The organism is Longimicrobium terrae (assembly GCF_014202995.1).
GTDB lineage: Bacteria > Gemmatimonadota > Gemmatimonadetes > Longimicrobiales > Longimicrobiaceae > Longimicrobium > Longimicrobium terrae.
In genome coordinates this window covers 546,873-570,339 of record NZ_JACHIA010000002.1, presented here as the reverse complement: position 1 = coordinate 570,339, position 23,467 = coordinate 546,873, and the positions used below count along the sequence as shown (strand labels likewise).

General features: G+C 70.2%; 22 protein-coding genes. 3 read left to right on the top strand and 19 right to left on the bottom strand.

The window, feature by feature from the left end; all coding sequences use genetic code 11:
• Window positions 1-36: 36 nt before the first annotated feature.
• The 4 genes from xseA to rny form a co-directional block, all read right to left on the bottom strand.
• Window positions 37-1,182: an exodeoxyribonuclease VII large subunit gene (xseA, locus tag HNQ61_RS05775; RefSeq protein ID WP_170040351.1), complete on the bottom strand. Its 1,146-nt coding sequence runs from the start codon at window positions 1,180-1,182 to the stop codon at window positions 37-39.
• A 209-nt stretch (window positions 1,183-1,391) separates the two neighbouring features.
• Window positions 1,392-2,300, bottom strand: coding sequence for a tetrahydrofolate dehydrogenase/cyclohydrolase catalytic domain-containing protein (locus HNQ61_RS29495; RefSeq protein WP_170037364.1), 909 nt, complete (start codon window positions 2,298-2,300; stop codon window positions 1,392-1,394).
• Window positions 2,301-2,302: 2 nt separating this feature from the next.
• Entirely contained in the window at window positions 2,303-3,115 is an 813-nt protein-coding gene (locus HNQ61_RS05765) for a TIGR00282 family metallophosphoesterase (RefSeq protein ID WP_170037367.1), read from the bottom strand.
• Window positions 3,116-3,690: 575 nt separating this feature from the next.
• Window positions 3,691-5,265, bottom strand: coding sequence for a ribonuclease Y (rny, locus tag HNQ61_RS05760; RefSeq protein WP_170037370.1), 1,575 nt, complete (start codon window positions 5,263-5,265; stop codon window positions 3,691-3,693).
• A 351-nt stretch (window positions 5,266-5,616) separates the two neighbouring features.
• Between rny and HNQ61_RS05755 the strand changes: the two genes are divergently transcribed.
• From HNQ61_RS05755 to HNQ61_RS05745, 3 genes are all read left to right on the top strand, one after another.
• Window positions 5,617-6,603, top strand: a complete 987-nt coding sequence (locus tag HNQ61_RS05755) for a hypothetical protein (RefSeq protein WP_170037373.1) — start codon at window positions 5,617-5,619, stop codon at window positions 6,601-6,603.
• A gap of 131 nt (window positions 6,604-6,734) precedes the next feature.
• On the top strand, window positions 6,735-8,114 hold the full coding sequence (locus HNQ61_RS05750) for an alpha-amylase family glycosyl hydrolase (protein WP_170037376.1): 1,380 nt from the start codon (window positions 6,735-6,737) through the stop codon (window positions 8,112-8,114).
• A 138-nt stretch (window positions 8,115-8,252) separates the two neighbouring features.
• Window positions 8,253-8,399: a hypothetical protein gene (locus HNQ61_RS05745; protein WP_170037379.1), complete on the top strand. Its 147-nt coding sequence runs from the start codon at window positions 8,253-8,255 to the stop codon at window positions 8,397-8,399.
• 452 nt (window positions 8,400-8,851) lie between these two features.
• On the opposite strand, the gene HNQ61_RS05740 is transcribed toward HNQ61_RS05745, so the two are convergent.
• The 15 genes from HNQ61_RS05740 to HNQ61_RS05670 form a co-directional block, all read right to left on the bottom strand.
• On the bottom strand, window positions 8,852-9,187 hold the full coding sequence (locus HNQ61_RS05740) for a cell division protein ZapA (protein WP_170037382.1): 336 nt from the start codon (window positions 9,185-9,187) through the stop codon (window positions 8,852-8,854).
• Entirely contained in the window at window positions 9,184-9,516 is a 333-nt protein-coding gene (locus HNQ61_RS05735; RefSeq protein ID WP_170037385.1) for a hypothetical protein, read from the bottom strand. Before HNQ61_RS05735 ends, HNQ61_RS05740 begins: the two co-directional genes overlap by 4 nt.
• Window positions 9,497-11,851, bottom strand: coding sequence for a phenylalanine--tRNA ligase subunit beta (gene pheT / locus HNQ61_RS05730; RefSeq protein WP_170037388.1), 2,355 nt, complete (start codon window positions 11,849-11,851; stop codon window positions 9,497-9,499). The genes HNQ61_RS05735 and pheT overlap by 20 nt, the downstream gene beginning before the upstream one ends.
• Before the next feature lie 185 nt (window positions 11,852-12,036).
• Window positions 12,037-13,059, bottom strand: a complete 1,023-nt coding sequence (gene pheS / locus HNQ61_RS05725; RefSeq protein ID WP_205762273.1) for a phenylalanine--tRNA ligase subunit alpha — start codon at window positions 13,057-13,059, stop codon at window positions 12,037-12,039.
• A 20-nt stretch (window positions 13,060-13,079) separates the two neighbouring features.
• Complete coding sequence (locus HNQ61_RS05720) at window positions 13,080-13,592, bottom strand: hypothetical protein (protein ID WP_183685536.1); 513 nt, start codon at window positions 13,590-13,592, stop codon at window positions 13,080-13,082.
• 138 nt (window positions 13,593-13,730) lie between these two features.
• On the bottom strand, window positions 13,731-14,087 hold the full coding sequence (rplT, locus tag HNQ61_RS05715) for a 50S ribosomal protein L20 (protein WP_170037396.1): 357 nt from the start codon (window positions 14,085-14,087) through the stop codon (window positions 13,731-13,733).
• A 44-nt stretch (window positions 14,088-14,131) separates the two neighbouring features.
• Window positions 14,132-14,326 (bottom strand): 50S ribosomal protein L35, encoded by a 195-nt coding sequence (rpmI, locus tag HNQ61_RS05710; RefSeq protein WP_170037397.1) that lies wholly within the window; start codon window positions 14,324-14,326, stop codon window positions 14,132-14,134.
• Between the two features lie 37 nt (window positions 14,327-14,363).
• A complete protein-coding gene (infC, locus tag HNQ61_RS05705) occupies window positions 14,364-14,978 on the bottom strand; it encodes a translation initiation factor IF-3 (protein WP_338088079.1) in 615 nt (204 codons plus the stop codon).
• A gap of 775 nt (window positions 14,979-15,753) precedes the next feature.
• Complete coding sequence (locus HNQ61_RS05700; protein ID WP_170037401.1) at window positions 15,754-16,437, bottom strand: tetratricopeptide repeat protein; 684 nt, start codon at window positions 16,435-16,437, stop codon at window positions 15,754-15,756.
• Window positions 16,434-17,504 carry a vWA domain-containing protein gene (locus tag HNQ61_RS05695; protein ID WP_170037403.1) on the bottom strand — a complete coding sequence of 357 codons (1,071 nt, stop codon included), beginning with the start codon at window positions 17,502-17,504 and terminating at the stop codon, window positions 16,434-16,436. The genes HNQ61_RS05700 and HNQ61_RS05695 overlap by 4 nt, the downstream gene beginning before the upstream one ends.
• Window positions 17,465-18,451 carry a VWA domain-containing protein gene (locus HNQ61_RS05690; RefSeq protein ID WP_170037405.1) on the bottom strand — a complete coding sequence of 329 codons (987 nt, stop codon included), beginning with the start codon at window positions 18,449-18,451 and terminating at the stop codon, window positions 17,465-17,467. Before HNQ61_RS05690 ends, HNQ61_RS05695 begins: the two co-directional genes overlap by 40 nt.
• Entirely contained in the window at window positions 18,448-19,356 is a 909-nt protein-coding gene (locus HNQ61_RS05685) for a DUF4381 family protein (RefSeq protein ID WP_170037407.1), read from the bottom strand. The genes HNQ61_RS05690 and HNQ61_RS05685 overlap by 4 nt, the downstream gene beginning before the upstream one ends.
• A complete protein-coding gene (locus HNQ61_RS05680) occupies window positions 19,353-20,315 on the bottom strand; it encodes a DUF58 domain-containing protein (protein ID WP_170037409.1) in 963 nt (320 codons plus the stop codon). Before HNQ61_RS05680 ends, HNQ61_RS05685 begins: the two co-directional genes overlap by 4 nt.
• Window positions 20,316-20,326: 11 nt before the next feature.
• Window positions 20,327-21,316, bottom strand: coding sequence for an AAA family ATPase (locus HNQ61_RS05675; protein ID WP_221239658.1), 990 nt, complete (start codon window positions 21,314-21,316; stop codon window positions 20,327-20,329).
• A gap of 606 nt (window positions 21,317-21,922) precedes the next feature.
• Window positions 21,923-23,461: a HEAT repeat domain-containing protein gene (locus HNQ61_RS05670; protein ID WP_170037411.1), complete on the bottom strand. Its 1,539-nt coding sequence runs from the start codon at window positions 23,459-23,461 to the stop codon at window positions 21,923-21,925.
• Between the last annotated feature and the right edge of the window lie 6 nt (window positions 23,462-23,467).

Here is a 23,467-nt window from a genome sequence, read left to right as displayed (position 1 = left end):
GTGGGGGCCGCCGTGGACTACGCCTCCCGCTCCAAGCTATTCCGGGTCCACGCCTTCCACCCGCGCCGACACGGACCCGTCCGCCACGCGCAGGCGGAACTCCTGGCCGGGGGCGAACTCCGCGGTGGTGCGCAGCACGCGGCCGCCGGGGGCGATGGGCACCGCGAAGCCGCGGGCCAGCGTGGCCAGCGGCGAAAGCGCGTGCAGCTTTCCCGCGATCCCCGCCACCTGCTCGCGGCGCCCCGCCAGCACGCTTTCCGCCACGTCGCGCAGATCCAGCCGCGCGGTCAGCAGCGACTCGTGCGCGTCCTGCAGCCGCTCGCGCGTGCACCGGGCCAGGCGCCCGCCCAGCTCCGCCACGCCACGCCGCAGCTGCGCCCCGTCCGGCACCGCCGCCTCAGCCGCGGCGGAGGGCGTGGGCGCGCGCAGATCCGCCACCAGGTCGGCGATGGTGAAGTCCGTCTCATGCCCCACGGCGGAGATGACCGGGATGGGTGATTCGGCGATGGCGCGGGCGACGGCTTCCTCGTTGAACGCCCACAGGTCCTCGGTCGATCCCCCGCCCCGCCCCACGATGAGCACATCGGCGCAGCCGGCCCGCGCGATCAGGCGGATGGCGCGCGCCACCTCGTCCGCGGCGCCCTCGCCCTGCACGCGCGCGGCGGACAGCATGATCTCCGTCCACGGCGCGCGCCGGCGGATCACGGAGATGATGTCGCGCACCGCCGCCCCGGTGGAGGAAGTGACGACACCCACGCACGCCGGGTACTCCGGCAGCGGCCGCTTGCGCAGCGGCGACGTCAATCCCTCCATCTCCAGCTTGGTCCGCAGCTGATCGAACGCGAGCTTCCACAGCCCCTCGCCGCGCCCTTCCAGGTCGGAAACGACCATCTGGAACTCGCCGCGGCCCTCGTACAGCGTCAGCCGGCCCAGCGTGCGCACGGCCATCCCCTCGGTGGGCATCGTGGGCAGGCGCCGCGCCTCGTCCCGCCACATCACGCAGCGGATCTGCGAATCCTCATCCCGCAGGCTGAAGTAGCAATGCCCGGAGCGCGCCTTGGTGAAGTTGCTCACCTCGCCGTTCACCCACAGCGGCGGAAAGGTGCCTTCGATGAGGGCGCGCGCGGCGGCGTTAACGGTCGAAGGCGTCCATCCGCCCTCCGGCCCGGCGCGGCGCGGCATAACGGGTCCGGTGTCCTCATCCAGGAAACCGGCGTCCGCCTGCTGCGCGGCCACGCGGCGCGCGATGTCCTCGTTGCTCGCCTCGTTGATGTCCGGTCCGCGTGAGAACTCAGGTGCCTTGGCCGTGCCCCGGGTCCTGGCAGCGCCGCGGCCCTTGGGTTTTTCCGGCTCCTTTGGCGGCGGATCCGCGGACGAAAACAGGTCCCACGTCACCGCGCGCCCGCCTTTGCCTTTCGGGATGCGCGATCGTGCACGCGCTGCGCGGCGGTGATGGTGTTGCGCAGCAGCATGGCGATGGTCATCGGCCCCACGCCGCCGGGGACGGGGGTGATGGCGCCCGCCTTTTCCGCCACGGCCTCGAAATCCACGTCACCGCGGATCACGTAGCCGCGCGGGTTGGAGGGATCGTCCACGCGCGTCACGCCCACGTCGATGACCGTGGCGCCCGGCTTCACCATCTCCGCCGTGATCAGCCCCGGCTTGCCGACCGCGACGACGAGGATGTCGGCCATGCGCGTGTACTGCGCGAGATCGACCGTGTGGCGGTGGGTGAGGGTGACAGTCGAGTTGGCGCCGGGCGCCATCAGCAGCGACGCCAGCGGCTTGCTCACGATCAGGCTGCGTCCGACGATCACGGCGTGCTGCGCGTGCGTGTCGATCCGTTCCCGCCGCAGAAGCTCCATGATCCCCGCCGGCGTCGCGGGAACGAAGCCCTGCGGATCGCCGACGAACGCGCGCCCCACGTTGTTGGGATGAAAGCCGTCCACGTCCTTGGCCGGGCTCACCCGCTCCAGGAACTCCTTGGCGTTCAGCTGCGGGGGAAGCGGAAGCTGAACGAGGACGCCGTGGATGTCGGGATCGGCGTTCAGCCCGTCGATGGTGCCGAACAGCTCTTCGCGCGTCGCGGTCTCCGGCAATTGGAGCAGGCGCGAGTGCATGCCGGCTTCTTGGCACGCGCGGGTCTTGCTGCGCACGTACACCTCGCTGGCGGGGTCGCCGCCCACGAGCACGACGGCGAGCCCCGGCACGGTGCCCTCCGCGCGAAGCTGCGCCACCTGCGCCGCCACCTCCGCGCGGATTTCGCGCGCGATCGCCGTTCCGTCGATGATCCTGGCCACGTCTATTTCTTCCGGAATTCGCCCTGGAGCACGCGCTCGTAGGGAACGTTTACCCGTTCGATGGACCGCGCAAGCCCGGTCCCCGCGTCCACTTCCACCACCGCGCCCTGCAGCGTCAGGTCGCCGTCCGCGGGCTGCAGCCGCTCGCCGCGCGTCAGCGTCAGCTGCCGTTCCACGGAAAGCTCCCACTTCATCCCGATGATGCCGTCCATCCCGCCCGTCATCCCCAGGTCGGTGATGCGCGCCGTGCCCTTGGGAAGGATGCGCTCGTCGGCCGTCTGCACGTGCGTGTGCGTGCCCACCACGGCGGCCACGCGCCCGTCCAGGTAGCGCGCGAACGCCTGCTTCTCGCTCGTGGCCTCCGCGTGGAACTCCACGACAAAGACGTCCGCCTCGTCCTTGAGTTCCGCCAGCAGCCCGTCCACCGCGCGGAAGGGGTCGTCGATGGGCGACATGAAGGTGCGGCCCTGCAGGTTCAGCACGGCCAGGCGCCGGCCGGCGGCCTCGATGACGACGGAGCCGCGGCCGGGGTTGCCGGGCGGATAGTTGTGCGGGCGCAGCAGGCGCGGCTCGGTCTTGAGAAGGGGAAGGATCTCCTTCTTGTCCCACACGTGGTTGCCGGTGGTGATGACGTCCACGCCGGTTTCGCGGAACTCGCGCACGATCTCGGGCGTGATGCCGAAGCCGCCGGCGGAGTTTTCGCCGTTGGCCACCACCACGTCGGCGTTGACGTCCTTTTTTACGAGGCGCAGAAGCTGGGTAAGCGTGCGCCGCCCCGGCGACCCGATGACGTCCGCGACGAAGAGAATCCTCACGTGTGGCGAACCTTTCGAACTGAAGTGCGTGAGTGCGGGGTGCGTTAGTGCGTGAGTGCGACGGCGGCCGCGCACGACGGCCCACCGGCGGCCCCCACCGAACGAGAGCGAATAAATCCGCCGCTCCAACAGCGGGAACCCCCGACACAGCGCTATTCGCGCCCCGTTCGGGGCTTGAACCACCTCACCGCCCGAGATCCGCGCCGAACCTCCAGTCGGCGCTGAGGTCTCCCCCTCTCCCGCTTGCGGGAGAGGGGGCCGGGGGGTGAGGGCTGCCCGCCGCCGCGCCGAACCAACCGGAGCACACGGACCCGCCGTTCTCCCAATCCGTCAAAGTTCGAACTTACCGCCCCTGTGCCGTAATCCGCCCTGGCGCTGAGGTCTCCCCCTCCCCCGCTTGCGGGAGAGGGGGCCGGGGGGAGAGGGGTGCCCGCCGCCGCGCCGGGCTGTCCGAAGCACACGGAGCCGTCGTTCTCCCCCTCTCCGAAGTTCGTCTTCCCTTCCCCAACGACAAAGGGGACACGTACCGTGCCCCCTCGTCCGGCCCGGAAGGCCGCAATCTATCGCCCGGCGGATCAGCGCGCGAAGTCCACCGCGCGCGTTTCGCGAATCACCACCACCTTGATCTGCCCCGGATACTGAAGCTCCGCCTCAATGCGGCGCGCCGTTTCTTCGCTCAGGCGCGTCATGTCCTCGTCGCTCACCACTTCCGGCGTCACCATCACCCGCAGCTCGCGCCCGGCCTGGATGGCAAAGCAGCGCTCCACGCCCGGGAACGAGGTGGCGATCTCCTCCAGCTTCTCCAGCCGCTTGACGTACGTGTCGAACATTTCCCGCCGCGCGCCCGGCCGCGATCCGCTGATGGCGTCCGCCGCGGTCACCAGGAACGACTCGGGGAACATGTGCGGCTCTTCGTCGTGGTGCGCCTTGATGGCGTTCAACACCTGCGCGGGCTCGCCGTACTTCTTGGCCAGGTTCCACCCCAGCTCCACGTGCGTTCCCTCGTGCTCGTGGGTCATCCCCTTGCCCACGTCGTGCAGCAACCCCATCCGCTTCGCCATCGTGGTGTCGAAGCCCATCTCCGCCGCCATGTTTCCCGCCAGCAGCGCGACTTCCTTGGCGTGAAGCAGCTGGTTCTGCCCGTACGACGTGCGGAACTTCAACCGGCCCAGCACCTTGACGACCTCGGGATGCACGCCGTGAATCCCCAGCTCGTACATGATTTCTTCCGCCGCCTCGCGCATTCCCTTGTCCACGTCCAGCCGCGCCTTGGCGACCACGTCGTCGATGCGGCCGGGGTGGATTCGCCCGTCGGACACCAGCTTGTCCAGAGCGATGCGCGCCACCTCGCGGCGGATGGGATCGAATCCGGACAGCACAACCGCTTCCGGCGTGTCGTCGATGATGACGTCGATCCCCGTCGCCTGCTCGAACGCGCGGATGTTGCGCCCCTCGCGGCCGATGATGCGCCCCTTCATCTCGTCGGACGGGAGCGACACGACGGACACGGTCGTTTCGGCCGTGTGGTCCGCGGCGATGCGCTGGATGGCGAGCGAGATGATCTTCTTGGCCTCGCGGTCCGCGTCGCGGCGGGCCTCTTCCTTGATCTCGCGCAGGCGCTGCCCGGCCGTGGCGCGGGCCTCTTCTTCCAGGTCGTGGATGAGCTGCCGGCGCGCCTCGTCGGCGCTCAGGCCGGCCAGCGACTCCAGGCGGTGCTGCACCTCGGCGATGCGGGCGTGGACGGAGTTCGCCTCCACTTCCACGGCCTTTTCGCGCTCCGTAAGCGTCTGGGCGCGGCGTTCCTGCGCGTCGCCCTTTTCATCCAACTGGTGGATCTTGCGGTCCAGCATTTCGCCGCGCTCCTGAAGGCGGCGCTCCAGCCGGTCCACCTCGTCGCGGCGCTTGGCTTCCTCGCGCTCCCACGCTTCGCGGGCGCGGATGGCTTCTTCGCGCCCCTTGAGCACTTCGCTCTTGCGCAGGCTTTCCGCTTCCTTTTCGGCGGCGGCCTCCGCCGCGGAGCGGATGCGGGCGGCTTCGTCTTCGGCGGTGGCGCGGCTGGCGCGAAGGCGGCCCTGGATGACGGACTGCCCGCCAAAGAAGCCGGCGGCCAGGCCCAGCACCGCGGCCACGACGATCAACAGAATGTTCATGGATTTTTATGTCAGCGCGGCCGGAGCCGCGGGGTGTAGCCAAAAGAATCGGTGGCAGAGCCGAACTCCCGCCACCGTGCAACTGAATTCTGCTTCAGGCGCGCCGTGTCACGCGCGCGCAACAAAAAAACATACGTCCACTACACGGTTCCGGGCAAGCCCGGGCGGGCCCCGGAGCCCCGTTCCGCACGGCGCCTCCGCGCGGCCGCGACCCCCGATCCGGGCGGTGCCTGCGTGCGTTGCGGCGGACGGGGTTGATGAACCGCGCCCCCGGTTCCACTTTCCGGAGCAGCGCCGCGGCCGTTCATCCGCCCCGCCCGTCATCCGCCCCTCCCCTGCCCTCCGCGCGCGATGAAGATCCGCATTCTGCTCGTGGCCGCCGCGCTCGCCGCCTGCTCGCACGCCGGGAGGCACGCGGGGCCGCTCCCGTCCCCCGGCCAGCCGGCCGCGCCCGCGTTCCAGCCCAACGAGCTTCAGAACGATCTCTTCAGGCTGTCCGGGCTACGGCCGCTGCAGGCGGTGCGGCTGCCGAACGGCACCCGGGAAGTCCGCGTCTGGCCCGTCACCATGGGCTATCCGCTGCATCTGTACCGCATCGTGCAGACGCCGGCCGGGGTCAGTGGCCAACTCCTGTGGTACTGGCCCACCCAGTTCGACCTCAGCGGGGAGGACCGCGACCCGGAGGGCGAGACTTTTCACGACCTGATCCTCTACTCCCACCAGGGAAACTGCGCCGGCATGCGGCGCGTGTGGCGCACAGCGTTCTGCCGCGCCCGCTTTGTCCGCGAACCGGACTGGGCCGCCGTCCTGCGCCGCATGGACGAACACGGCCTGGACACGCTGCCGGATCCCTCCACCTTCGCGCCGGACAGCATCGTGGTGCTGGACGGATGGGGGTTCCGGGTGGAAACGCGCCGCGAGGACGCCTACCGCACGTACGCGTACGACAATCCCGAGGATCACCCCCGCTGGCCGACGTCGCCGGACGCGATCCGGATGTACCAGGCGCTGTCCGCGGTCGACTCGCTCATCCGTCCGAGCGATTCCGTCCGCATCTACTCGGGCGTGACCACCGGCGCGTGGAACTCCGCCTTCCACCCCTGCGGGACCGGGGAGGCGTGGAATTTTGGCGATGACCTGCGGGACCGGCAGCGTAAGGAGCCGCGTCCCGCGTGGACGGTGGGCGATGATACGACGGCGTTGTACCGCGTGACCGTGCGGGGCCAGGCCAGTCCGCGGTGGCTGGCCCGCAGGTGGGAATCCCGCTTTCCCCGCGAGCTGGACGTGCACGAGATCCTGGAGGTGCGCCCCGCTCCATCCGGCGCGTGCGAGCGCTGACCTCGTCTCGGGACGATGCGCGCGATGTGCTCTTGTGCCGCGCATAGTTCGGCGGATAACGTTCCGCGCCGCCGGACGGGACCGTTCGGCTCCACCGATCATTTCTCGACAACGCTGAACGGATCGTCGTCATGAGACGTTTGTACGCCGCCCTCGTGGCCGGAAGCGCGTTCGCCGGCGCCTGTGCACCCGCGGGGCGGACCGCCGCGCAGCCGGGTGCCGCACCGGCGGGACCCGCGGGCGCGACCAACCAGGGCTGGGTGGCCAACACTGCGCTCTACGAGGTGTTCGTCCGCGACTTTTCGCCCGCGGGCAACCTTAGCGGGGTGATCGATGGGCTGGACCGCATTCAGGCGACCGGCGCCAACGTCGTGTGGCTGATGCCCATCCATCCCATCGGTGTCCTGAACCGCAAGGATCCGCTCGGTTCCAGCTACTCGGTTCGCGACTACCACGAGGTCAATCCGGACTACGGCACCAAGGACGACTTTCGCGCGCTGGTGCAGGCGGCGCACGCGCGCAATCTCAAGGTGATCCTGGACTGGGTGCCCAACCACACCGCGTGGGACCACCGCTGGGCCACCGAGCACCCGGAGTTCTACACGCGCGACGAGCAGGGGCGGATGACCGTTCCGCGCGACGCGGACGGCAAGCTCACCGACTGGACGGACGTGGCGGACCTCGACTACGGCAACCCCGGCCTGCGCCGCGCCATGATCGGCGAAATGCGCTACTGGCTGGATGAGTTCGGCATCGACGGGTTCCGTGTGGACGTGGCCGCGTTCGTTCCCGACGACTTCTGGCGCGAGGCGGTGCCGCAGCTTCGCGCCGGGCGGTCCATCCTGCTGCTGGCGGAATGGGATGCGCCCCGGATGCACGACCTGGGGTTCGACCTTACGTATTCGTGGCCGTCGTACAGCCGCCTCAAGGAAGTGTGGAAGGGCGGGCCGGCGTCGTCGTTCGTGGACGCGGAGATCGCGGACGTGCGCTCGCTTCCCAACGGCGGAATGCGGATGCGCTTCAGCACCAACCACGACGAGACCGCGTGGGACCAGCCGCCCATAACGCTCTTTGGCGGCGCGGCGGGTGCGCGGGCCGCCTTCCTGACCATGGCGCTGCTTCCCGGCACGCCGCTGCTGTACAACGGGCAGGAGGTGGAAAGCCCGCAGAAGCTCGGCCTGTTCGTCCGTGAGCCCGTGTCGTGGTCGCTGTCCGGCGCCGACGCCGCGCGCGCCTTTTACCGCCACGTGATCGACCTGGAGCGCACGCACCCCGCGTTCGTGTCCGGCGATCTGGCCGCGGTGCAGACGGACCAGGCGAACGACGTGATCGCGTACCGCCGCGGGAACGCGGTGGTGCTGGTGAACACGCGCCCCCGCCCCGTTCGCGTCACCCCCGCCGGCGTGAGCCTGAACGGCGCGCGCGATCTGCTGGCCGGCGGCGCGCACCAGGGCGCGTCCGTTTCCCTTCCCGCCCACGGCGCGATGGTGCTGGAGATCGCGGGCTCGTAGATCAGGATCGGATCGAAAAACGCAGGCCCGCCGGATACCGGCGGGCCTGCGTTTTTTCTGATGCCGAGGAAATTCGGCATCAAAGTTGAGTCGCATTGGGAGCGGTCTCGCATGCCGATTCACATCCAAGGAGGCTTCATGAGCGACGATCTAAAGACCGGCGGCCCCTTGCCGCTCGCGCAGGACCGGGGCGGAAGCCAGCCTCGCCTGTCGCGGGAGGACGACGCGAGTATCGTCAAAACCGCAACAACCCTGCATTCGCGGCGGATGAAGCCAATCGGCTGAAGCAGAAGCAGGACAGTTGATCCGTAGACGAGCATGAAACAGAGAGTCCGACTGGTCGCCGACGCGGATCGCGGTTGGCCCAGAGGCTTGTCATCCTGAGCGAAGCGCCGCGCCGGACCGTCCGCAACGCCGAATCATGGCGCGCAGTCGAAGGATCTCGCCACGGCAGCCCGCCGGTGCCCGGCAGGTGGGGGACGGTTCAGACTCAGGGCCGCGGCACGTGAAGCCGGGAATGTGGCAAGATCCTTCGACTCGCTGCATGGAACGGTGTACGGGAGAGCGCGTCGTCGCCGCTCGCTCAGGATGACAGGGGATGGGATGATGCGGCCACGCGATGCAGCCGCGGGCTGACCATCACAGAAAACGCGAACAGGCCGCCGGGAATCCGGCGGCCTGTTCGCGTTGGTCGTCCTCTGGGGGAGAACGAGCCCGGTCGTACCAGTGATGAAGGATCAGGCGGGGCGCTCCCCCGAACCGCTCGCCTCGCTGTTGACCGCTTCCTCCAGCAGCGACGCCACGTCTTCCACGCTGCGCTCGATCTCGGCGCGGAGCCGGGCGATCTCCTCGCGGGCCTTGAACAGCTCGTCGGTGATGGAAAGCGCCGCCAGCGTGGCCGCGCGAAACGGCTCCAGCGTGGGAAACGACGGCAGCGAGCGGATCATGGAATCCACGTGTTCCGCCACCGAGCGCGTGTATTCCGGCGACACGTCCGAGCGCAGCACGTGGCGCTCGCCCGCGATTTCCACCGCGACGGTGTGGCGCGGCGGAGGCGGCTTGCGCGGGCTCATGGGCGGTTCTCCAGCACGGCGAGGCGCGCCAGCAGCCCCGAAATGCGCTGCCGAGCCTCCGTCGCGCGGCTGGTGAGCACGGCGTTCTCCGCGCGCAGCCGGCGGATTTCATCCCCCGACTGTACGGACGGAAGCGAGCCCAGCGCGTTCACCTGCTCCAACTCGCCGCGCAGCCGCTGCACCTCGTTTTCCGCCTCCGTCGCGCGCCTGCGCCACTCGTGCAGCGCGATGGCGGCGGCACGGGCGGCCCGCTCCAGCCGGTTCCATCCCTGGAGTTCCGACGGAAGCGGCGGCGGCACGGCGGGGGACTCAGCGGCGTCGGACGCCATGCCGCTCCTCGAGCGCGGTCAGGACGCGCGTCACGGACTCATCCACCTCCGCGTCCGTCAGGGTGCGCTCCGGCGCGCGGTACCGCAGGCGGAAGGCGATGCTGCGCGTTCCCTCCGGAATCCCCTTCCCCTCGTACAGGTCGAAAGGCGCCACGGACTGCAGCAGATCGCCCGCGCTGCCGCGGATGGTGGAATCCACCTCTCCCGCCGCGATGGCCGTGGGCACCAGCAGCGCCAGATCCCGCTCCGAGCCCGGGTGCACGGGGAGTTCGCGGTGCCGCACCGCGCGCCGGCTGATGGCGATGGACGGAAGGCGCGCCTCCAGCACCAGCACCTCTCCCGCCCACGCCGGCGCATCCACCTCGTCCGCCGTGGCGACGCGCGCCTCGCCGATCACGCCATCCGCCGCACGGAGGACCAGCTTTCCATCCTCCGATTCCACGCGTCCCTCGGGATACTCCGCCGCCAGTTCCTCCAGCAGTCCCTTGAGGTCCCACAGGTCCCACTCCGGCGCGGGACCGGACCAGTGCGCCGGCCGCGAGCCGCCGGTGAAGGCCGCCGCGATCCGCCGCTCCTCGCCCGCGCCGCCGCCGACGGGGGCGTGGAAGACGGAGCCGATCTCGAACAGCCGCACGTCGCGCACGGCGTGGGCGAAGTTGTGGCGCACGCGCCGCAGCAGCCCCGGCACCATGTTCGACCGCAGGAACCCTTCTTCCGCGGACAGCGGCGTCAGAAGCGGCACGGTGCCGCCCGACTCCGGGGCGAACGGGATGGTGCGCGCCTCCATGAATCCCCAGCGGACGAACAGCGCGCGCAGCCGCGCCTCCACCGCCACGATCGGGTGCTCGGGGACGGCGGAGGGGCGATGCGGCACCAGTTCCTCGGCGAAGGTGTCGTAGCCGCGACGCCGCGCCAGTTCCTCGATCAGGTCGATCTCCCCCGTCACGTCCGGGCGGAAACCGGGAACCAGCACGCGCATGGGCGTGGCGCGCGGGTTCACCTCGAAGCCGATCGGTTCCAGCAGGCCGCGCATTTCCTCCGCCGAAAGCTCCACGCCCAGCACCTGGCGCACGCGCTCCGGCCGCAGCCCCACGGCGCGGCGCTCGAACGGGTGCGGCACCAGATCCACCGCGCCCTGCGCCTGCCCACCCGCTGTGGCCACGATCAGGTCGATGACCCGCTGCAGGGCCGCCGGCTGAACCTCCGGGTCCACCCCGCGCTCAAAGCGGTACGAGGCATCGGTCGAGAGCCCCAGCGGCCGCCCCGAGCGCCGCACGCGCGCCGAGGCGAAGAGGGCGACTTCGATGAACAGCTCCGTCGTCCCCTCATCCACCTCACTGTTGGCGCCACCCATGACCCCGGCGAGCGCCACCGGCCCCTCGCCATCCGCGATCACCAGATGGGTCGCGGCGAGCGGGCGGTCCACCCCGTCCAGCGTGGTCAGCGTCTCCCCGTCCCGCGCCGCGCGGACGGAAATGCGGCTGCCGCGCAGCTTGGCCAGATCGAACGCGTGGATGGGCTGCCCCAACTCGTGCAGGACGTAGTTGGTCGCATCCACCACGTTGTTGATGGGGCGCAGGCCCACCGCGCGCAGCCGCGACGCCAGCCACTCCGGCGACGGCCCTACCTTCACCCCGCGGACGATGGCGCCCATGTAGCGCATGCAGGCGTCCTCATCCTCGATCTCCACGTTCATCCCCAGCGCGTCGCAGTGTTTGCGCCCGGGCGTGACGGAATACGATGCGGCCTTCCCGCCGAACGAGGGGAGCGCCACGCCGTCCACGCCGCCGGGGGCCACCTCGCGCGCCACGCCCACGTGCGAAAGCAGCTCGCCGCGGTTGGGCGTGACATCGACGACGAGCAGGTGATCATCCAGCCCCAGCACCTGGCGGAAGTTCGCGCCGGGAGCAAAGTCGCCGTGCAGCGTCATCAATCCGCCATGATCGCGCCCCAGGCCCAGTTCGCGCGCGGAGCAGAGCATTCCCTCCGACACCTCGCCGCGCAGCTTGGCCTTCTTGATCTCAAGCCCGCCCGGCAGCGTGGCGCCGATGGGCGCGAACGGATACAGCCCGCCCGCCTCCACGTTGGGCGCGCCGCACACGACCTGCAGCGTCTCCGCCCCGCCCGCGTTGACGGTGCAGACGCGCAGCCGGTCGGCGTTGGGGTGCTGGCGGACGTCTTCCACGCGCGCGATGACGACGTCGCCGATGTCCGCGCCCAGGTCGGTGATCTCGTCCACCGGCGCGCCGAGCAGGGCCAGGCGCTCCGCGAGTTCCTGCGGTGTGCCGCGGAGCCCGGGCGCGAGGGACTGGAGCCAGCGATAGGAGATGTTCATGGAACTGACAGGGAATAGGGAGTAGGGAATAGGGAATAGGAACTGACAAACGGATCAGTGTCCGCGCCCTGCCCTGTTTCCGTTGTTTGCTCGATTGACGATCCGAAGCCCGGGAACCGGGAACAAGGCTTCGGGCGGGGAGCCGTTCCCCCTATTCCCTATTCCCTATTCCCTATTCCCTGCCGTTAGAACTGCCCCAGAAACCGCATGTCGCTCTCGTACAGCAGCCGGATGTCGGGAATCCCGTAGCGCTGCATGGCGATGCGGCCCGGACCCATGCCGAACGCGTAGCCGGTGTAGCGCTCCGGATCGTAGCCGGCGGCCTCGAACACGTTGGGGTGCACCATCCCGGCGCCCATGATCTCCATCCACCCCGTGTGCTTGCACGCGCTGCACCCGCGGCCGCCGCAGATTTGGCAGCTCACGTCCACCTCCGCCGACGGCTCGGTGAAGGGGAAGTACGAGGGGCGGAAGCGCGTCTTGGCGTCGTTGCCAAAGAAGCGGCGCACGAACGCGCTGATGGTCGCCTTGAAGTCGGCGAAGGTGATGCCTTCATCCACCGCGAGGCCTTCCACCTGCTCGAAGGCGGGGGCGTGGCTGGCGTCGAACGGGTCGCGGCGATAAACCGTGCCGGGGACGACCACGCGGATGGGCGGCGCGAACTGCTCCATCACCCGCGCCTGCACGGGAGACGTATGAGTCCGCAGCAGCACCTCGTCCGTCAGGTAGAAGCTGTCGTGCATGTCCGCGGCCGGATGGTCCAGCGGAATGTTCAGCTTGCTGAAGTTGTAGGTCTGCGTCTCCATTTCCGGGCCCGCCACGCGGCTGAAGCCCAGGTCGCGAAAGATCTCGCAGATCTCGTCGATCACCAGCGTCACCGGGTGCACCTGCCCCGTCCACCGCGCGCGGCCGGGAAGGCTCAGATCCACCCGCGGGCCCGTGTCGGCGGCGACGGCGTACGCGGCGGCGCGCTCGTCCAGCAGCGTGCTGAGCGCGTCCTTTACGCGATTGGCTTCGGCGCCCACGCGGGGGCGCTCGTCGGCGCCCAGCTCGCCCAGGCGGCGCAGGATGCCCGTAAGCCGGCCCTTGCGGCCCAGGTACTCGATGCGGAGCGCGTCCAGCGCCTCGGCGTTCCCCGCCGCGGCCACCGCTTCACTGCCCTGCCCCTGCAGCTCCTGAAGCTGGGCGATCAACTCGTCGACGATCATGGCCCCGTCACTCGTGTGGTTCACTTCCATGCCTGGCCGCAGAGGGCCAGGATCCGTTCAATCAGCTGGCGCGGATGGCCCAGCGCCTCGCTTTCCATCACCTCCTCCGCCGTGCCGACGCCCACCACCGTCGTGTCGCCGAACCGCAGGGACTTCGAGACGACCGTCCCCGTTCTTTCTTGCGGGAGGATGGTGATCATGGTCAGGTCCTGGTTGGGCGCTCGCCGCATCTCGGTGAAGGCATCCAGGCCGTGGACCCCAGTCCTCAGAAAGACGACACGCTCGCCGTTCTCCGGGGCCGGCAGCGTGACCTTCATGTCGCCGGAGCCTTGGGGATAGTGCTCGCACGTGCCGCCCTCCCCCGCGAAGGCGGGAACCAGCACCGGCGACCGGGACAGGAACACCTCGTGCCGATACCCGGCTCCCCGCACCCAGATCACGCGCTCGGGCGCGTAGACCGCCCCGGAGCCGTCGTCCGCGATGCAGCCGCCGGCGAGCAGGGCGCAGGCGCCAAGGAGGACGGGAGTACGCATCAGCTGCGGTGACCGGGGTGGATGCGGAACGGCTCCGCAATTGAGCGATCCGGGACGGGTTTGGCTACCCCCGGAGCGACGAAAAAGCGGCGCCGGAACGTTCCGGCGCCGCTTGTACGGACAGTCGAGCAGACCTGCTCAGCTCTGGGCCGTCTTGGCGGCGGTGGCGAGCTGGGCAAAGGCGTTCGGATCGCGGACCGCGATGTCGGCGAGCGACTTGCGGTCGATCTGAATGCCGGCCTTGTTCAGGCCGTCGATGAAGCGCGAGTACGACATGTCGTTCATGCGCGCGGCCGCGTTGATGCGGATGATCCACAGGCGGCGGAACTCGCGCTTGCGGTTCTTGCGGTCGCGGTACGCGTACTTGCGCGCGCGCTCCACGGCCTCCTTGGCGGTCTTGTACAGATTCTTGCGGCGGCCAAAATACCCCTTGGCGTGCTCAAGGATCTGGTTCTTCCGCTTGAGGCGGGCGACGTTGGTTTTTACGCGGGGCATATCCTCATCCCTTCCGGGTTACGAAAGTCGGGTGCGTGGGCGGCTCAGGAGGCAAGAAGGCGCTTTACGCGCTTCTCGTCGGCATGGGCCAGCATGGTGGTGCCGCGCAGGTTCCGCTTCCGCTTCGGCGACTTCTTGGTCAGGATGTGGCTGTGGTACGCGCTGCCACGCTTCACCCGGCCCTTGGCCGTGACCTTGAAGCGCTTCGCGGCACCGCGGTGGCTCTTCATCTTGGGCATTGAACTTCCTCGTCGTCCGCCGTGAAGGGCGGTTTGGTTAGCTGCTCGGCTGCTGACTGGCGGCCGGAGGCGCGGGCCTGGCCGGCGCCGGAGCGGCCGGTGCGGGCGCTGCCGCCTCGTCGGTTCCCTTGTCGCCACGCGGCGCCGGAGCGGCCTGCGGCTTGGCCAGGGGGGCCAGTACCATGATCATGCTGCGGCCCTCGAGCATGGGGTGGGCTTCCACCTTGCTCATGTCCTGCAGCTCCTGGAACACCCGGTCCAGCACCTGGCGCCCGAACTCCGGGTGAGCCATCTGACGCCCGCGGAACATCATGGTCAGCTTGACCTTGTTCCCCTCTTCAAGGAACTTGCGGGCGTGGCGCACCTTGAACTCGAAGTCGTGATCCTCGATCGCCGGGCGCATCTTGACTTCCTTGAGCTGCACGTGGTGCTGCTTCTTGCGCGCATCGCGCGCCTGACGCTGCTCCTCGTACTTGAACTTGCCGTAGTCCATGATGCGGCAGACCGGCGGACGGGCCAGCGGTGCGACTTCCACCAGGTCCAGGCCCAGTTCCTCCGCGATCTCCAGCGCCCGTTCGATCGGCAGAATCCCCAGCTGCTCACTGTCGGGGCTGATCACCCGGACGGGGCTGATGCGGATCTGCCGGTTCACACGCGTCTTCTCGTTGATACGCCGCTCTCCGGGATCAGGTGCAAAACAAAAAGACGGATCTGAAACCATTCAGATCCGTCCATGCGCCAACGCCGCCGCGCCTTTTGACAAGGCCGGATCGTGCGTCGCGCATCACGCGGACCTGGCAGCATCGAAGCGCCCTGGGGCGCTGAGCCGAAAGGTGGGAAACCTGCCGGTTTCCGCTTTCCTGCATTTCTCGTCGGGGAAACTACGGGGTGCGGGGGAGTTTGTCAACCGGGGAAGTGCGTGAGTGCTGGGTGCGTGAGTGCGTTAGTGCGGTGCGTGAGTACGAAAGTACGAAAGTACGAAAGGAAGGTGCGCGCCGGACCTTGGGTGCGCAAACCAGGCGCCGAGAGGCGTCATCCTGAGGGAGCGTGCGCCGCTTTCTCCTGCCCGCCAAGACCATGCGCGACCGAAGGATCTACCATCCGCCGAGCCAACGTCGCGACAGGCACGCCCGTTCTCGCGCGGGAAGCGGACCCTTCGTCGGCCCCAGACTATGAGGCGAGAGCAGGTGCCTCCGGCGCCTCCTCAAGATTACATGTTGTTGTCCCCCAATTACTTACAGCCTTCAAGCCATGTCATCCTGAGGAGGCGGTCACGAGAGCGTCCGCGCGCTCACAGCCCGGCGCCGACGAAGGATCTGCTTTCCGCACGAGCCAACCTTCCGAGGCACACCGCACCCGCGCCGCGCGTCCTCTTCCCCATCAACCGCCTGATCGCGTTCGTCTTCCCGCGGACGACGGTCCGCGCATCACCAGTCGCGCACGCCGGCGGGGGTCTGGGCGTCGCGCTTCAGCTCGCGGCGCTGCACCTGCTGCTCGCGCCGCGCCGCGCCGTCCAGCACCTGCTCCGCCTGCTCCGGCGTCATTCCGCCCGGGCCGCCGGGGCCGGGCGAAGACGGCGGCGGATTGGCCGGAGCCGGCGCTTTCCCGCCACCGCTGTCCGGGTCGGGATCCGGCTTCGGCGATCCGCCGCCGCCCCCTCCCCCGCCCTTCTTCCGCTCCGCATCCAGCAGCCGCTGCGCCAGTTCCAGATTCCACCGCGCGTCCGCGTCCGCCGGATCGTGCAGCAGCGCCTGCCGATAGCGAGTGACCGCTCGCCGCAGCGCCGGCTCGCGCTGCTCCGCAGGCGCCTTTCCCGCCGCGGCGGGCACCAGATCCGTGTTCCCCGCGTTGTACGCCGCGCGACCCGCGATCCGTCCGCCGCGCGCCGCGGCCTCCAGATGCGGCCGTGCCTCGTCGTACCGCCCCAGCCGCAGCAGCGAGGTCCCCAGATTGTACCTCACCGCCGCGGATGTATCGCCAGCCGCCACCGCGCGCGCGTACGCCGCCGCGGCCGCCGCGTAGTCGCCGCGCCCGTACGCCCGCTCCGCCTCCGCCAGCACGCCCCCGCCGACCAACCCGGCGGCCAGCGCCGCGATCATCATCCCTCTCATCGATCCTTCCTTTGCGGACGCGCGTGGTCCAGCAGTGCGTCCAGCGCGATCAGCACCAGCGCCAGTCCCAGGAACCATTCGTAGCGATTGTCCGCGTACGTGGCGCCCCGTCCCTTTCCCGCCCCGCCCGATGATGCCACTGCGGCCAGCTGCTCGGTCGCCCGCGTATCGGGGTTGGCGTGAAAGGTCCCGCCCGTCGCCTGCGCGATGTCGGCCAGCACGGATTCCGCCATCCGCGATACGGCTTCTTCCCCGGTTTCCGGGTCCTTCTTGAAGCCGCGCCTCCGCCCCGTCGCGGGATCCACGTCCGGCACCGGCCCGCCCGCCGCCGTGCCGATCCCGATGGTGTGCACCGCGATGCGCCGCTGCACCGCCTGCTCCAGCGCGAGCTGCACCATGCTCATGGGCTCCAGCGCCTCCCCGTCGGACACGACGATGATGGAGCCCGGCCGCGCCTCGGTTCCCGCCACCGGAACGTCCAGCAGGTTCACCGCGCTGCGCAGCGCGGCGTACAGCGACGAGCCGTCCTGCTGCACCACGTCCGGCCCCAGCGCGTCCAGATACAAGTTCACCGCGCCGAAGTCGTCCGTCAGTGGCGTCAGCGGCTGCGCGCTCCCGGCAAAGGCAACCACGCCCACGCGCGATCCGCCCAGTCGCGCCACCAGCGCCCGCGCCATCTCCCGCTCGCGCTCCAGCCGGTTGGGCGCAACGTCCTGCACCAGCATGGAGTTGGACGCATCCAGCACCAGCACCACGTCGCCCCGGCGCGGCACGTCCGCCTCGCGCGCTGTGCCCCAGCGCGGGCCGGCGGCGGCGGTCCCCAGCAGCGCCGCCGCAGGGACGAGCAGCGCGGCGCGCCTCCACGGAAAGGCGTGCAGATCGGTTCCCGTCAGCCGTCGGACGAGTGCGCGATCGCCCAGCGCGTCCGCCACGTCCCGCCTGCGCCGCCACCAGAGCAGCATGGCAATGCCGAGGATGGCGGGAAAGAGCGCAATCAGGTGCAGCAGCGAATGGTCTGCCCAGCGGATCATGGCACCCGCCCCCACCGCGTCGCGCGGAACAGCCATTCCAGCAGCAGGAGCACGGCGCCCGCCAGCAGCAGCGGCAGATACCACTCCGTGTGGCGCAGGTAGCGGCGCACACGGACGGGCGTGCGCTCCAGCCCGTCGATCTCCGCGTAGATGGCGGACAGTGCGCGCGTGTCCCGCGCCCGGAAGTAGCGGCCGCCCGTCTGCCGTGCCACGTCTGTCATCAAACGTTCGTCGATGGACACGGGGCCGTCCGCGTACCGCACGCCCGAGCCGGCGCGCGCCACCGCCCGCGGCGCCGTGGTGTCCGTCCCCACGCCGATGGTGTAGACGCGGATGCCCAGCGCCGCCGCCGCGCGGGCCGAAGCGCGCGGATCCAGCGCGCCGCGGTTGTTCATCCCGTCGCTCATCAGGATGATGACGCGCGACTTTTCCGGCGCGCGCCGCAGCCGGTTGGCCGCCGCCGCAATCCCGTCCCCGATCGCCGTCCCGTCGTTCAATTCGCCCCCGCGCAGCCCGTCCAGCGCCTCCAGCAGGGCCGCGTAATCCGTCGTGAGCGGCACGCGCGTCATGGCGTCGCCGCCGAACGCCACCAGGCCGATGCGGTCGTTCTCCCGCGCACGGACGAAGGCGAAAACGGTCTGCTTCGCGGCTTCCAGCCGGTTGCGGGGCCGCATGTCCGCCGTGAGCATGGAGGGCGACGCGTCCAGGGCGACGACGATGGCGATGCCTTCGGAACTCCGCTCCTGCACGGACGCCCCCGTGCGCGGGCCGGCCAGGGCGAGCACCAGCCAGGCGAACGCGCCCGCACGCATGGCGTCGGGAAGAGATCCGAGAACGCCTCCCCGCCCGCGCGCCGCGTCGCGCAGCGCACCCGTCCGCGCAAACCGCAGCGCCGCAGGGGTTACGCGGTGGATCCACGCCAGCCACGCGGGGACCAGAAGAAGCAGCAGGAGCGCCCAAGGATGGGCGAACTGGAACCTCATTCCGCGTCGTCCTCCGGCTCGGCCGTGACGCGAAACGACTGCACCCACTCCCGCGCCGCGGTCCAGTCGCGCAACGCGCGGTCGGCGGAGGGCGGGCGGCGCGCGAACTTGGCCAGGTCCGCCGCACCCAGCACCTCCGCGGCGCTGGCGGCGGATGACGGATCGCCCCGCGCGCCGAGAAGGTCGATCAACTCCAGCGTCGTCAGGTCGCCGCCCAACTCCGGGTCGGCGGACGCGGCGAAGTCGCGCAGGATCGCGCTCTGCCGGGCGTAGAAGCCTTCCAGGTCGCCGGATTCAATGCGCCCCGACGCGCGCAATCGGTCCAGTTCGGTCAGCGCTTCCTTCCGCGCGCTGGCGGGATTGGTCCGCCCACGCCCTTTCCGCCGCCGGACGAACAGCGCCGCGAGCAGGATGAGGAGCGCCGCCGCGGCACCGAGCGCGATCCACAGCCACGGCGGACCGCTCCGCGCGAGCGGGACGATGCCGCGCGCCGCGCGGGGCTGCGGGCGCGCGGAGTCCGGCGGCAGCACGCCGCGGACGGCGGGAAGCTGGATGCGGACGGCGACGGGCGCCGCGCCCTCCCCGCCGGAGCGGACGTCCGCGCGGATCTCGCGCGCCGGGCCGGGAAGCCACGCCACCATCGGCACCGCGAGCCGCCGCACGCCCGCCGAGTCGGAGGGCACGGCGGGGCCGGACGCCTGCCATCCGCCGCCGCTGGCGGGAAAGTCGATGCTCGGCGCGACGAGCGGCGGCCCGCCCGTAATCTCGACCGTCACCTCGAACGGCTCGCCTGCGAGCACGGTGTCGCGGTCCGCGCGCGCGACCGGCGGCGCGGACTGCCCGTGGATGGCGTGTGAGGAAAGGAGTGTGGCGAGCGCGATCGACCAGAAGCGGGCGCGCGTCATTGGCGCAGGCGGCGCTCGCGGCGGCGGAAAAAGGAGAGGACGGCGGTGGAGATGGGCTGGTCCGTGCGCAGTTCGATCTCGTCCAATCCCAGGCGGCGGAATGTTTTGCGGACCGCGGTGCGCTCGTCCCGCGCGGCGGACTCGAACTCGAGGCGGACACGCTCCACCCCCGTATCCACCATCACCGAATCACCCGTTTCCGGATCCACCAGCCGCAGCACGCCCACGTCCGGAATGCGCGCGTCCGCCGGATCGCCGAGCCCGACGGGGATGACGTCATGGCGCACGGCGGCGGAGCGCAGCGCGTGATCGAACGCTGCCTGCTCCCCGTTCAGGTGAAAATCGGAGATGAGAAAGACAATGGACCGCCCGCGCATGACGCGAAAAGCGTGGCGAAGCGCGGCGGCCACATCCGTCCCCGTCCCTGCGGGCTGAAACGCGAGCAGGTCGCGGATGATGCGCAGCACGTGGCGCCGTCCCTTTCGCGGCGGCACGAACGCCTCGATGCGGTCGGTAAAGACGAGCAGCCCCACGCGGTCGTTGTTGCGCACCGCCGACATGGCGAGCGTGGCCGCGACCTCCGCCACCATCTCGCTCTTGAACCGCCCGCGCGTGCCGAACCGCTGCGATCCGGAGAGGTCGACTGCGAGGAGGACGGTCAGTTCCCGCTCCTCCACGTACTTCTTGACGAACGTGGCTCCGGCGCGCGCGGACACGTTCCAGTCGATGGTGCGCACGTCGTCGCCGGGGACGTACTCGCGCACCTCCACGAACTCCAGCCCCTGCCCCTTGAACACCGAGTGGTACTCGCCGCTGAACTGCGACGCCACCAGCCCGCGCGTGCGCAGGTCCACCCGCCGCACCTGCCGCATGATCTCGGCGACGCCGGGCGTGGCGGGTTCGGGCGGGGGCTCGGCGCGCGGGGCTTCCGCGCGCGGGCGGCGGGAAAAGAGGGGCATGCGGCGGTGGATCAGGGGACGCGCACGGCGCGCAGCACACGCCGCACGACATCGTCCGCACTGACTTCTTCCGCTTCGGCCTCGTACGTGGTGATCACGCGGTGGCGCAGAACGTCGGGGGCGATCGCCTTTACGTCTTCGGGGACGACGTAGGAGCGGCCGCGCAGGTAGGCGTGCGCACGGGAGCAGGCGGCCAGCGCAAGCGTGGCGCGCGGCGAGGCGCCGTACTCGATCAGCGGCTCCAACTCCGCCGCGCCGAAGCGCTTGGGCTCGCGCGTGGCGGCGACCAGGTCCAGGATGTAGTCGGCGATGCGGTCGTCCAGGTACAGGCCGGAGATTGCCTCCCGCGCGCTCAGGATGTCCGCGGGCGTGGCGACCGGCTGCACGGGAATGTCGGATCCGGTGGACATCCTGCGCATGATCTCGCGCTCCTCTTCCCGCGTGGGATAGCCCACGCGCACCTTGAGCATGAAGCGGTCAACCTGCGCCTCGGGGAGCGCGTACGTGCCCACCTGCTCCAGCGGGTTCTGCGTGGCGAGCACCAGGAAGGGCTTGGGCAGATCGTACGTTTCGCCGCCGATGGTCACCTGCTTTTCCTGCATCGCCTCCAGCAGCGCGGCCTGCACCTTGGCGGGCGCGCGGTTCACCTCATCCGCCAGGACGATGTGGGCGAAGATGGGGCCGCGGTGCGGGACGAACTCGCCCGTGCGCTGGTTGTAGATGGTCGTCCCCACGACGTCTGCGGGGAGCAGGTCCGGCGTAAACTGGATGCGCTGAAACGAGGCATCCACCGTATCCGCCAGCGTGCGGACGGCGAGCGTCTTGGCGAGGCCGGGAAGCCCTTCGCAGAGCACGTGGCCGCCTGTGAGCAGCCCGATGAGCAGGCGCTCCACCATGTAATCCTGGCCCACCACGCGGCGGTGCACTTCCTGGACGATGCGGTCCAGGAACTCGGCGCGGGGCGGCGAGCCCGGGGGTGCGTACGGCGACGGCTGGGTCACGGGAAGTGCGGGAGTGCGTGAGTGCTGGGTGCGTTAGTGCGGAACGGAAGTGCGACGGGCCGGAGTGCTTGGGTATCGAGAAATTCTGGCTCGGCGGCCGGCTGGGAGGCCCCTCCCCCGGCCCCTCCCCGTGCAAACTGCCGCACGGAGAGGGGAGGACTGCGACTCATCCCGTTGCCGACAGTACCGTGCGTTCGGAGAGGCCCCCTCTCCCCCGCTCCGCGGGAGAAAGGGAGACGTCAGCGCGAGGGCCGGGTTCGGTTTGCTGCGCGCCGGGCCCATGCAGTTGAAGCCCCGAACCGGACGCGCCAGCGGCCGGTGTCCGGGGTTCGCGCTGTTTCAGCGGCGGATTATCCGCTCACGGGGGCCGGGATCCGGACCATCTCCAGGCCTGAATCAAATCAGATTCGACCAATTGCGATTCCCCTCCGCCAGAGCCGCAACCGCATGCTCCCCATCCACTTGCGCTGAGGATACACCCGGCGCGCACGATGTTTCCGCACGATACCGCGCGATACGAAACCGCCGCCGCGGCCCGGGCAGGGCGCGGCGGCGCAGATCAGCCAGAACAGTGCCGCGCAGCCCGCGACTCCTATTCCCTATTCCCTATTCCCTCGACAGCGCCGTGAACACCGCCTCGCGCACCTGATCGTTGCGGTCCTTCAGCAGCTTCTGCAGCACGGCGCGGCCCGCCTCGCCGCCGATGTCGGACAGCGCGCGGATGGCCTCCACGCGGATCGGCGCGGGAATGCGGGAAAAAAAGCCGCCCGCCGACGCCCTTTCCGTCAGCGCGGGAACCGCGCGCGCGTCGCCCACGCGGCCCAGCGCGCGGATGATCTCCAGCTGCGAATCCAGGTCCGTCTCCTGCCCCAGCCGCGCCAGCAGCGGCGTTACCGCCGTCGGCATCTTGGTCAGGCCGAGCCCCAGCGCGGCGGCGGACCGCAGGCTCGCTTCCTTGTCGTTCAGCCCCTTGGCCAGCAGCGGAACGGATTCCTCGCCGCCCACCTTGCCGAGCGCCAGGATCGTTTCGCGCCGCACGCGCGCATCGGAGTGCTCGATGGTCCGCCGGAAGTGCTCCACCGCGTCCGCGCTGCGGATCTCGCCCAGAATCCCCACCATGTTGCGCACCACGAACCAGCGCTCGTCGCCCACCATCTCCTCCAGCAGCGGCACGCCCACCTGGTCCAGCGCGACGAGCGCGTCGCGAAAGGCGCGCCGGGCGGACAGGTCCGTCGCGCCGACCAGCGCGCGGACGAGCGGCGTCACCGTGTCGGCGCCAATGTGCAGCAGCGTGGCGCGAAACGATGCGCGCTCTTCCTCGTTGCGCGCCTTGCCCAGCCGCGCGACGAGTTCGTCGATCATCGCGCGGGTAGAGACGCGGTGGATCGCCAGCATGATCATCCCGCGCGTCACCGGCGAGCGCCCGCGCAGCGCCTCGGCGTCGCGCCGCAGGTCCTGCACGAGGTCGATGCCGTTGTCCGTCATCCCGCGCGAGAACTGGTACTGCGTCAGGAACTCCAGCCGGTTCAGCACGGACAGCCGCTGCGAATCCGACGCGGCCTCGCGCAGCAGGCGGCGCAGTTCCTCGGTATCCTCGCTCTCCACGCGCACGGCGGACTCGCGCACCTGCTCGTACATGTCGTGCGCGCTCCACAGCGTGACGCCGTCCTCCGGCACCTCCACGCGATCGGGGTCGTGCGCGCTCCCCGCGGCCACCATCGCCGCCGCGGGCTGCACCCACAATCCATCTACCGCCATCCGCGACGCACCCGCGGCGGCCAGCGCGGCCCCCAGACCGCCCGCCGCCTTCACCACGCGCGGCGGCAGGGCGATGGCGGAAAGCATGCGTCCCAGCGACTCGCTGCCGATGTCGTGGCGCAGTGTCAGCGATCCCACCGTGTGCTCGCCCAGGCGCTGCGCCAGCCGGTCCACGTGCGCCGACCGCGGCCCCATCACTCCGCCCACCGTCACCCCGCCCGCCGTCAGCCGCACCAGCACGGTTTCGCCGCCGGCCAGCAGGCTTTCGCCCAAGGCCAGCAGCGCCTGCGTAAGCGTGGGATGGGTAAGCGGATAGAACTCGCTGAGCGCGAACGCCTTGGCGAGGTCCACCAGCATGCGTGACGGGGAGGTTTGGGCGGCGGTCATGTGCGT

Coding starts and splice junctions, on each gene's coding strand:
- xseA (WP_170040351.1), bottom strand. CDS start 1,182: ATGCCGCGCCGCGCCGGGCCGGAGGGCGGATGGACGCCTTCGACCGTT.
- rny (WP_170037370.1), bottom strand. CDS start 5,265: ATGAACATTCTGTTGATCGTCGTGGCCGCGGTGCTGGGCCTGGCCGCC.
- HNQ61_RS05755 (WP_170037373.1), top strand. CDS start 5,617: ATGAAGATCCGCATTCTGCTCGTGGCCGCCGCGCTCGCCGCCTGCTCG.
- HNQ61_RS05750 (WP_170037376.1), top strand. CDS start 6,735: ATGAGACGTTTGTACGCCGCCCTCGTGGCCGGAAGCGCGTTCGCCGGC.
- HNQ61_RS05745 (WP_170037379.1), top strand. CDS start 8,253: ATGAGCGACGATCTAAAGACCGGCGGCCCCTTGCCGCTCGCGCAGGAC.
- HNQ61_RS05740 (WP_170037382.1), bottom strand. CDS start 9,187: ATGAGCCCGCGCAAGCCGCCTCCGCCGCGCCACACCGTCGCGGTGGAA.
- HNQ61_RS05735 (WP_170037385.1), bottom strand. CDS start 9,516: ATGGCGTCCGACGCCGCTGAGTCCCCCGCCGTGCCGCCGCCGCTTCCG.
- pheT (WP_170037388.1), bottom strand. CDS start 11,851: ATGAACATCTCCTATCGCTGGCTCCAGTCCCTCGCGCCCGGGCTCCGC.
- pheS (WP_205762273.1), bottom strand. CDS start 13,059: ATGATCGTCGACGAGTTGATCGCCCAGCTTCAGGAGCTGCAGGGGCAG.
- HNQ61_RS05720 (WP_183685536.1), bottom strand. CDS start 13,592: ATGCGTACTCCCGTCCTCCTTGGCGCCTGCGCCCTGCTCGCCGGCGGC.
- rplT (WP_170037396.1), bottom strand. CDS start 14,087: ATGCCCCGCGTAAAAACCAACGTCGCCCGCCTCAAGCGGAAGAACCAG.
- rpmI (WP_170037397.1), bottom strand. CDS start 14,326: ATGCCCAAGATGAAGAGCCACCGCGGTGCCGCGAAGCGCTTCAAGGTC.
- HNQ61_RS05700 (WP_170037401.1), bottom strand. CDS start 16,437: ATGAGAGGGATGATGATCGCGGCGCTGGCCGCCGGGTTGGTCGGCGGG.
- HNQ61_RS05695 (WP_170037403.1), bottom strand. CDS start 17,504: ATGGCTGTTCCGCGCGACGCGGTGGGGGCGGGTGCCATGATCCGCTGG.
- HNQ61_RS05690 (WP_170037405.1), bottom strand. CDS start 18,451: ATGAGGTTCCAGTTCGCCCATCCTTGGGCGCTCCTGCTGCTTCTTCTG.
- HNQ61_RS05685 (WP_170037407.1), bottom strand. CDS start 19,356: ATGACGCGCGCCCGCTTCTGGTCGATCGCGCTCGCCACACTCCTTTCC.
- HNQ61_RS05680 (WP_170037409.1), bottom strand. CDS start 20,315: ATGCCCCTCTTTTCCCGCCGCCCGCGCGCGGAAGCCCCGCGCGCCGAG.
- HNQ61_RS05670 (WP_170037411.1), bottom strand. CDS start 23,461: ATGACCGCCGCCCAAACCTCCCCGTCACGCATGCTGGTGGACCTCGCC.